Annotated in this window: 6 protein-coding genes and 2 rRNA genes; all 8 read left to right on the top strand. The window is 45.8% G+C overall.

Annotation, left to right across the window (positions count from 1 at the left end; translation table 11 throughout):
- Positions 1 to 497 (top strand): 23S ribosomal RNA (locus CVN76_RS04150); the annotation flags it as partial.
- A gap of 63 nt (positions 498 to 560) precedes the next feature.
- A 5S ribosomal RNA gene (gene rrf / locus CVN76_RS04145) occupies positions 561 to 676 on the top strand.
- 302 nt (positions 677 to 978) lie between these two features.
- A complete protein-coding gene (locus CVN76_RS04140; RefSeq protein WP_061141076.1) occupies positions 979 to 1,440 on the top strand; it encodes a CtsR family transcriptional regulator in 462 nt (153 codons plus the stop codon).
- Positions 1,441 to 1,461: 21 nt separating this feature from the next.
- A complete protein-coding gene (locus CVN76_RS04135; protein ID WP_100530406.1) occupies positions 1,462 to 2,013 on the top strand; it encodes a UvrB/UvrC motif-containing protein in 552 nt (183 codons plus the stop codon).
- Positions 2,010 to 3,086: a protein arginine kinase gene (locus tag CVN76_RS04130; protein ID WP_100530405.1), complete on the top strand. Its 1,077-nt coding sequence runs from the start codon at positions 2,010 to 2,012 to the stop codon at positions 3,084 to 3,086. Before CVN76_RS04135 ends, CVN76_RS04130 begins: the two co-directional genes overlap by 4 nt.
- Before the next feature lie 128 nt (positions 3,087 to 3,214).
- Positions 3,215 to 5,656: an ATP-dependent protease ATP-binding subunit ClpC gene (gene clpC / locus CVN76_RS04125; protein WP_061141079.1), complete on the top strand. Its 2,442-nt coding sequence runs from the start codon at positions 3,215 to 3,217 to the stop codon at positions 5,654 to 5,656.
- A gap of 196 nt (positions 5,657 to 5,852) precedes the next feature.
- Positions 5,853 to 7,241 (top strand): DNA repair protein RadA, encoded by a 1,389-nt coding sequence (radA, locus tag CVN76_RS04120; protein WP_100530404.1) that lies wholly within the window; start codon positions 5,853 to 5,855, stop codon positions 7,239 to 7,241.
- Between the two features lie 2 nt (positions 7,242 to 7,243).
- Positions 7,244 to 8,317: a DNA integrity scanning diadenylate cyclase DisA gene (gene disA, locus CVN76_RS04115; protein WP_061141081.1), complete on the top strand. Its 1,074-nt coding sequence runs from the start codon at positions 7,244 to 7,246 to the stop codon at positions 8,315 to 8,317.
- Positions 8,318 to 8,491 lie beyond the last annotated feature (174 nt).

Here is an 8,491-nt window from a genome sequence, read left to right as displayed (position 1 = left end):
CCGCATGGAAGGGCCATCGCTCAACGGATAAAAGCTACCCCGGGGATAACAGGCTTATCTCCCCCAAGAGTCCACATCGACGGGGAGGTTTGGCACCTCGATGTCGGCTCATCGCATCCTGGGGCTGTAGTCGGTCCCAAGGGTTGGGCTGTTCGCCCATTAAAGCGGTACGCGAGCTGGGTTCAGAACGTCGTGAGACAGTTCGGTCCCTATCCGTCGCGGGCGCAGGAAATTTGAGAGGAGCTGTCCTTAGTACGAGAGGACCGGGATGGACGCACCGCTGGTGTACCAGTTGTCTTGCCAAAGGCATAGCTGGGTAGCTACGTGCGGACGGGATAAGTGCTGAAAGCATCTAAGCATGAAGCCCCCCTCAAGATGAGATTTCCCATGGCGCAAGCTAGTAAGATCCCTGAAAGATGATCAGGTTGATAGGTCAGAGGTGGAAGCGTGGCGACATGTGGAGCTGACTGATACTAATAGATCGAGGACTTAACCAACGCTTTAAAAAAATGAAATACCTTCTTATTATCTAGTTTTGAAGGAACAACGTTCCTCATATGTTTGGTGGCGATAGCGAAGAGGTCACACCCGTTCCCATTCCGAACACGGCAGTTAAGCTCTTCAGCGCCGATGGTAGTTGGGGGTTTCCCCCTGTGAGAGTAGGACGCCGCCAAGCCATTATAAAAAAGATCAGCCATCGCGGCTGGTCTTTTTTCGTTTTGATTTGAATATTTTGGGTAGATATTTCCCATTTCTAGCAGATGGAACGATAAACAGATGGAAATTTGAGGTTTTGGATTTGAAGGATTAGGGTAAGGATGTAGGATATTTAATTTTTCGTGTCCAACGGAGTATGCAATTACATATAATTTGGAGAAAATGGATATTAGAGAAAGAAAGTGCGTTTAAGTTGCAAAATGCATTTTTCGTTGTATAATAATAGTCAAATATAGTCAAAGTCAGATTGGAGGAGGCTGAGTGAGAAACATATCTGATGTTATCGAAACTTATTTAAAGCAAGTACTGGAAATAAGTCAAAAAGATATCTTGGAAATTAAAAGAAGTGAAATAGCAGATAAATTTCAGTGTGTTCCTTCTCAAATCAATTACGTGATCAATACCAGGTTTACGATCGAAAGAGGCTATGTTGTAGAGAGTAAGCGTGGAGGCGGCGGTTATATACGGATCATGAAAGTGGAGTCACAAGATTACGTGCAGCTTATCAACCAATTATTATCACTTATAGGTCCCAGGGTCACTCAATCCATGGCCGAAGGAGTAATAGCCCGGCTGATGAATGAGGAAGTCATTAATGAAAGGGAAGCAAAGATCATGATGAGCGTGATTGATAGATCGGTGATTTATATCGACCTTCCTGACCGTGATGAACTTCGGGCAAGAATTATAACTGCGATGCTTACGACTTTAAAATATAAATGAAAATGGCAGAGGTGATGAAGGATGATTTGCCAAGAATGCCATCAAAGACCTGCTACCCTACACTTCACCAAAATCATCAATGGAAAAAAGACTGAAATCATGATTTGCGAGAAATGTGCTCAGGAAAAAGGTGAGATGGTCGTGGATGCAGGAGGCCATGGTTTTTCAATAAATAATTTATTAGCAGGATTGTTGAATATCGAGTCGAATATTCAACAGACAAAGGCAAATGCATTTTCTAAAACGGAAGAGAGGCGTTGCCCGCATTGTCATCGATCCTATAAGGAATTTGTCCATATCGGAAAGTTCGGCTGTGCTGAATGTTACCAAACATTCAATGAACAGTTAAACCCCATTTTAAAGAGGGTGCACAGCGGCAATACAGCCCACATAGGAAAAATCCCAAAACGGGTTGGTGGCACCATATATCTGCGAAAGCAAATTCTCGATCTGAAAGACGTATTAAAGGATCACATCGACCAAGAAGAGTTCGAAAAGGCGGCAGAGGTCAGGGATAAAATTCGCTCCCTTGAAAAAAGGTATGAAGCACAAGAGGGAGGCGAGGAAATATGAGCTTGGAAAAGTTTGTAGAAAACGCCTTGAGCTCCTGGATGAGTGCAGAAGGACCGGAAATCGATATTGTATTGAGTTCAAGGATTCGATTGGCCCGAAATTTCAAAGACTTTACCTTCCCAACCTCCTTTTCTAACGAAGAAGCTAAAAAAATCATTGAATTGGTTAAAAAAAGAATCGAAGAGGAAGTCACTCCAGAGATTGGCAAGTTGGAGCTTCTGGAAATTGACCAGCTGCAGCCACTGGAAAAGCGTGTACTGGTCGAAAAACATTTAATCAGTCCCAATTTAGTTGAAGTATCTGCCAAAAGTGCTTGTCTTCTTTCGGAAAATGAAGAAATAAGCATCATGATAAACGAAGAGGATCATCTTCGCATCCAGTGCTTAAAGTCGGGCTTGCAGCTGAAGGAAACATTAAAGATTGCAAATCTTCTTGACGATTGGATTGAAGAATCCATAGACTATGCATATGATGAAGAAAGGGGATACCTAACGAGTTGCCCAACCAATGTGGGTACAGGGTTAAGGGCTTCGGTCATGATGCATCTGCCGGGCCTTGTGCTAACGCAGCAGATGAATCATATCATTCCGGCGATCAACCAACTGGGATTGGTGGTCCGGGGGATATATGGGGAGGGCAGCCAGGCATTAGGGAATATCTTTCAAATCTCCAATCAAATTACCCTTGGGAAATCCGAAAGGGATATCGTTGAAGATCTAACCAGTGTCGTCCAACAAATCATTGCCCAGGAACGGTCTGCAAGGGATGCATTAGCGAGGACGTCTCACATACAATTAGAAGATCGGGTCTTTCGCTCCTATGGGATATTATCCAATGCTCGCATCATTGAAACGAAGGAAGCTGCTACCTGTATCTCGGATGTTAGGCTAGGTATAGATTTAGGGTATATAAAAAATATTTCCAAAAGCATATTAAATGAATTGATGATTTTGACACAGCCAGGATTTTTACAAAAGTACGCGGGTGGATCTTTAAAATCCCACGAAAGGGATATCCGTAGGGCAGCACTCATTCGAGAACGCTTGAATTTCACGGAAACTTCCTCCTCTTGAGGTCCTTGACCATAGAGTGAGTACCTATATTCCTGTAATGGATGCGGGGAAGAAGCAGCCCCTGCCATTACTTAGAGGATTGTCAGCAATTTAATTAAAAACGAAAAATTCTTAAGGAGGAATTCCCTATGATGTTTGGTCGTTTTACTGAAAGAGCCCAGAAAGTATTAGCATTGGCGCAAGAAGAAGCAATCCGCTTAGGACATAATAATATAGGCACGGAACATATTTTACTTGGCTTGGTCCGAGAAGGCGATGGCATTGCCGCCAAAGCGTTATATGCGCTCGGTCTGGGGCCGGAAAAAATTCAAAAAGAAGTGGAAAATTTGATAGGCCGCGGACAGGATGCGGCGCAAACGATCCATTACACTCCAAGAGCCAAGAAGGTCATTGAGCTTTCCATGGATGAAGCTAGAAAGTTAGGTCATTCATACGTGGGGACAGAGCATGTACTCCTTGGTCTGATCAGAGAAGGCGAAGGCGTGGCAGCCCGAGTATTGAATAATCTCGGAGTGAGCCTGAACAAAGCCCGTCAACAAGTTCTCCAGCTTTTGGGCAGCAACGAATCCGGCGGTCATCAAGGTTCAGCGGCTTCCAATGCAAGCACGCCGACACTGGATGGCCTCGCTCGCGACTTAACGGCGATTGCAAGGGAAGGAAGCCTGGATCCCGTGATCGGCCGAAGCAAGGAAATTCAGCGTGTCATAGAAGTATTGAGCCGTCGTACAAAAAACAACCCTGTCTTGATCGGTGAACCAGGGGTGGGTAAAACGGCCATCGCCGAAGGTCTTGCCCAACAGATCATCAATAACGAAGTACCGGAAATCCTGCGTGATAAACGCGTTATGACACTCGATATGGGTACCGTTGTCGCTGGTACGAAATACCGCGGTGAATTCGAAGATAGATTGAAGAAAGTAATGGATGAAATCCGCCAGGCTGGCAATATCATTTTATTCATCGATGAATTGCATACACTGATTGGTGCCGGCGGGGCAGAAGGTGCCATCGATGCTTCCAATATCCTTAAACCATCCTTGGCCCGCGGTGAATTGCAATGTATCGGGGCGACAACTTTGGATGAATACCGTAAGTATATCGAAAAGGACGCTGCGCTTGAACGCCGTTTCCAGCCGATCCAAGTTGATGAACCGACGATGGAAGAATCGATTCAGATCCTCAAGGGGCTGCGTGACCGTTATGAAGCCCATCACCGCGTATCGATTACTGATGAAGCGATCGATGCGGCAGTCAAGTTATCAGACCGTTATATCTCGGATCGTTTTTTACCGGATAAAGCGATTGATTTGATTGATGAAGCCGGATCTAAGGTTCGGCTGCGCTCATACACAACGCCGCCAAACCTAAAGGAACTTGAAGTGAAGCTGGATGATGTCCGGAAAGAAAAGGATGCTTCCGTTCAGAGCCAGGAATTCGAAAAAGCCGCTTCGCTTCGAGATACGGAACAACGATTAAGAGAACAATTGGAAGAAACGAAAAAGACTTGGAAAGAAAAACAAGGGCAAGAGAACAGTGAAGTGACCGTGGATGATATTGCCCACGTCGTATCCAGCTGGACCGGTGTTCCTGTTACGAGACTGGCCCAAACGGAGTCCGATAAACTGCTTAACATGGAATCGATCCTCCACGATCGCGTGATTGGTCAAGAAGAGGCCGTCATTGCCGTTTCTAAAGCAGTACGTCGTGCAAGAGCAGGCTTGAAGGATCCTAAACGCCCAATTGGTTCATTCATCTTCCTTGGGCCTACAGGGGTCGGTAAAACCGAACTTGCCCGAGCTTTAGCTGAATCCATCTTTGGGGATGAAGATGCCATGATCCGCATTGATATGTCCGAATATATGGAGAAACATTCGACTTCGCGCCTGGTTGGATCGCCTCCAGGATATGTTGGATACGAAGAGGGCGGACAATTAACCGAAAAAGTGCGAAGGAAACCATACTCCGTGGTTCTGCTTGATGAAATAGAAAAGGCACATCCCGATGTCTTCAATATCCTTCTGCAAGTACTGGAGGACGGAAGGCTGACAGATTCGAAGGGACGCACTGTCGATTTCAGGAATACGATTCTGATCATGACATCGAATGTAGGAGCGTCTGCACTAAAAACCGATAAGTATGTCGGGTTCAACATCCAGGATACTGGCCAGGACTACAAAAATATGAAGGGCAAAGTGATAGAGGAGCTTAAACGAGCATTCCGTCCTGAATTCCTGAATCGTATCGATGAAACCATCGTTTTCCACTCACTGGAGAAGGATCATTTAAAACAAATCGTGACCTTAATGTCCAATCAACTGACGAACCGCTTGAAAGAGCAGGAAATTTTCTTGGAGCTGACGGATGCGGCAAGGGAAAAAATCGCGACGGAAGGCTTCGATCCAGAATATGGGGCACGGCCAATCCGCAGGGCGCTTCAAAAGCATGTAGAGGATTACCTTTCCGAAGAGCTGCTTAAAGGGAACGTGAAAAAAGGGCAGACGGTCGTGATGGACGTTGTGAATAATGAATTTGCAATCAGGCAAGGTGAGCCTGTCAACGTAAGTGAATAACCATATTCCTAACTTCGAGGTACACGCAGATATTTTTGCCGTGTACCTCTGTTTTTTATCAATAGGTAGAAATGAGCATAAAAGAACAGGGCACAAAGGGTGTTTTTTTAAAAAACTTAACCTTAAGAAGGATTAAATAAAACAAAGATATAATATCCTTACTATAGGCATTTTTCAAAAAGGAAGAGGAGTTATTATGGCAGTGAAGAAGAAAACCAAATTCATGTGTCAGTCTTGCGGATATGAATCCGCGAAATGGATGGGGAAATGCCCAGGCTGCGGTGAGTGGAACAAGATGGTCGAGGAAACTGAAATCGTGAAACCGGCGAGGAAAGGCGCCTTCACCCATTCGGAGGTTAGAACCTCTGGGGAACGTGAAAAGGCAGCGCCGATAACGACCATTCAGTCTGAAAAAGAACCGCGGATCAAGACGGATTTAATGGAACTGAATCGTGCCCTTGGCGGTGGGATCGTCCAGGGATCACTTGTTTTAATTGGAGGTGATCCGGGTATCGGGAAATCGACACTCCTTCTGCAGGTATCTTCCCAATTGGCACATAAGCAGAAAAAAGTGCTGTATATATCTGGTGAAGAATCAGTCAAGCAGACCAAATTGAGGGCCGACCGGCTGGGGAGCATGTCGGAAAACCTGTACGTTTATGCGGAAACGGATATGGACTATATCCAACAGGCGATTTCAGAGGTGAAACCGGATTTGGTGATTATTGATTCCATCCAAACGGTGTACCATTCGGAGGTTACATCTGCGCCGGGAAGTGTATCGCAAGTGCGCGAATGCACAGCTTCACTGATGCGCATCGCTAAAACGAATGGAGTGGCTATTTTCATCGTCGGGCACGTAACGAAGGAAGGGGCGATTGCAGGCCCGCGTCTGCTTGAGCATATGGTGGACACCGTATTATATTTCGAAGGTGAAAGGCACCATACATATCGAATTATCCGGGCGGTCAAAAACCGTTTTGGTTCGACGAATGAGATGGGGATCTTTGAAATGAAAGAACATGGTTTGGAGGAAGTGGCCAATCCATCGGAAATATTCCTTGAAGAACGGTCCCAAGGAGCGTCAGGTTCCACCGTCGTTGCCTCGATGGAAGGAACCAGGCCGGTTCTGGTAGAAATTCAGGCGTTGATTTCACCTACGAGCTTTGGAAATCCAAGGAGAATGGCGACAGGAATCGACCATAATCGTGTTTCGCTTCTCATGGCAGTCCTGGAAAAAAGGGTGGGCTTGCTGCTGCAAAACCAGGATGCCTACTTAAAGGTGGCTGGCGGCGTTAAGCTCGATGAGCCGGCAATCGACCTGGCTGTCGCGATCAGCATCGCTTCGAGCTTCCGTGATAAACCAACGAACCCAACCGATTGCATCATTGGGGAAGTGGGGCTCACAGGGGAAGTGAGAAGGGTATCGCGAATAGAGCAAAGAGTGCAGGAAGCGGCAAAGTTAGGATTTAACCGGGTGATAATTCCCGCTAATAATATCGGGGGATGGACCGCGCCGAAAGGTATCAAGATCGTCGGGGTTTCATCGGTTTCGGAGGCTCTTCAACATTCGTTAGGGGGTTAAGTATGACAGATAAAAAAGGGTATGAAAAAACGAAGCTGGAGATTTTGCAAATCGTGGCTCCAGGCACCCCGCTCCGGGAGGGCATTGAAAATGTACTGAGGGCAAACACGGGCGGCTTGATCGTCGTTGGGTATAACGAGAAGGTGCGAATGATCGTGGATGGCGGCTTTCAAATCAACTGTTCCTGTACGCCGAGCACATTGTATGAGCTGGCGAAAATGGACGGGGCCATCATTTTGAATGAGAAAGCCGATACGATCATCTTTGCCAATGCCCAATTGGTGCCGGATAATAGTACACCTTCGACTGAAACGGGGATGCGGCACCGGACGGCGGAACGCGTCGCAAGGGAAACCAAGTCATTGGTCATTGCGATCTCCCAACGGCGCAATGTCATCACGTTATATCAGGGGAATTTCCGGTATGCCCTCAAAGATATAGGAGTCATACTGGCCAAGGCCAATCTAGCCATTCAAACCTTGGAAAAATACAAGGTGGTCCTCCAGCAGAGCATCTCGGTATTGGGAGCGCTCGAGTTTGAGGAAATCGTGACCTATGCCGATCTTTTGCAGGTATTTCACCGCTATGTAATGGTTCTCAGGATCAAGGCGGAGCTGCTTACCTACCTGAATGAGCTTGGTACCGAAGGAAGGCTGATCCGTCTGCAAATGAATGAAATCCTGGCAGATATAGAAACGGAGGGAAAATGGCTCATCAAGGATTATACCTCCAGAAATGACGAAAAACCTGAAGAAATCATTTATCGGCTTCAAGAACTGGCCATGCAGGAAAAACTGGATGAAAGCATCCTCCTTAAGGTTTTGGGCTATCATGGATATATACACCTTGATGAAGCCGTGCATCCCCGCGGTTATCGCATCCTCCATAAAATCCCGCGGCTGCCGGTATTGATCATCGAAAATTTAGTGAATCAGTTCGAAAGCTTTAGCGAAGTCAACAAAGCTTCGGTTGAAGACCTTGATGATGTTGAAGGCATTGGGGAAGTCCGTGCCAATAAAATTAAAGAGGGTCTTCGCATTTTAAAAAACCAGCTGGTCACAAATAGAAGGATGTAAAGCTTAACTTCAAAAAATTCCTATTTTAGCTTGAAATTGATTGGCGCTTATTTTTGACACCCAAAACACAGGGTGCTAGGCTAATATTACGAAAAAGAGAAGAGTCATATTTGTAAATCCACTAAATCCACTAAATCCTTAAGTGAATTTCACGTATATAATGAAAACGAATTT

The organism is Bacillus sp. mrc49 (assembly GCF_002803435.1).
This window is presented reverse-complemented; position numbering and strand designations above follow the sequence as displayed.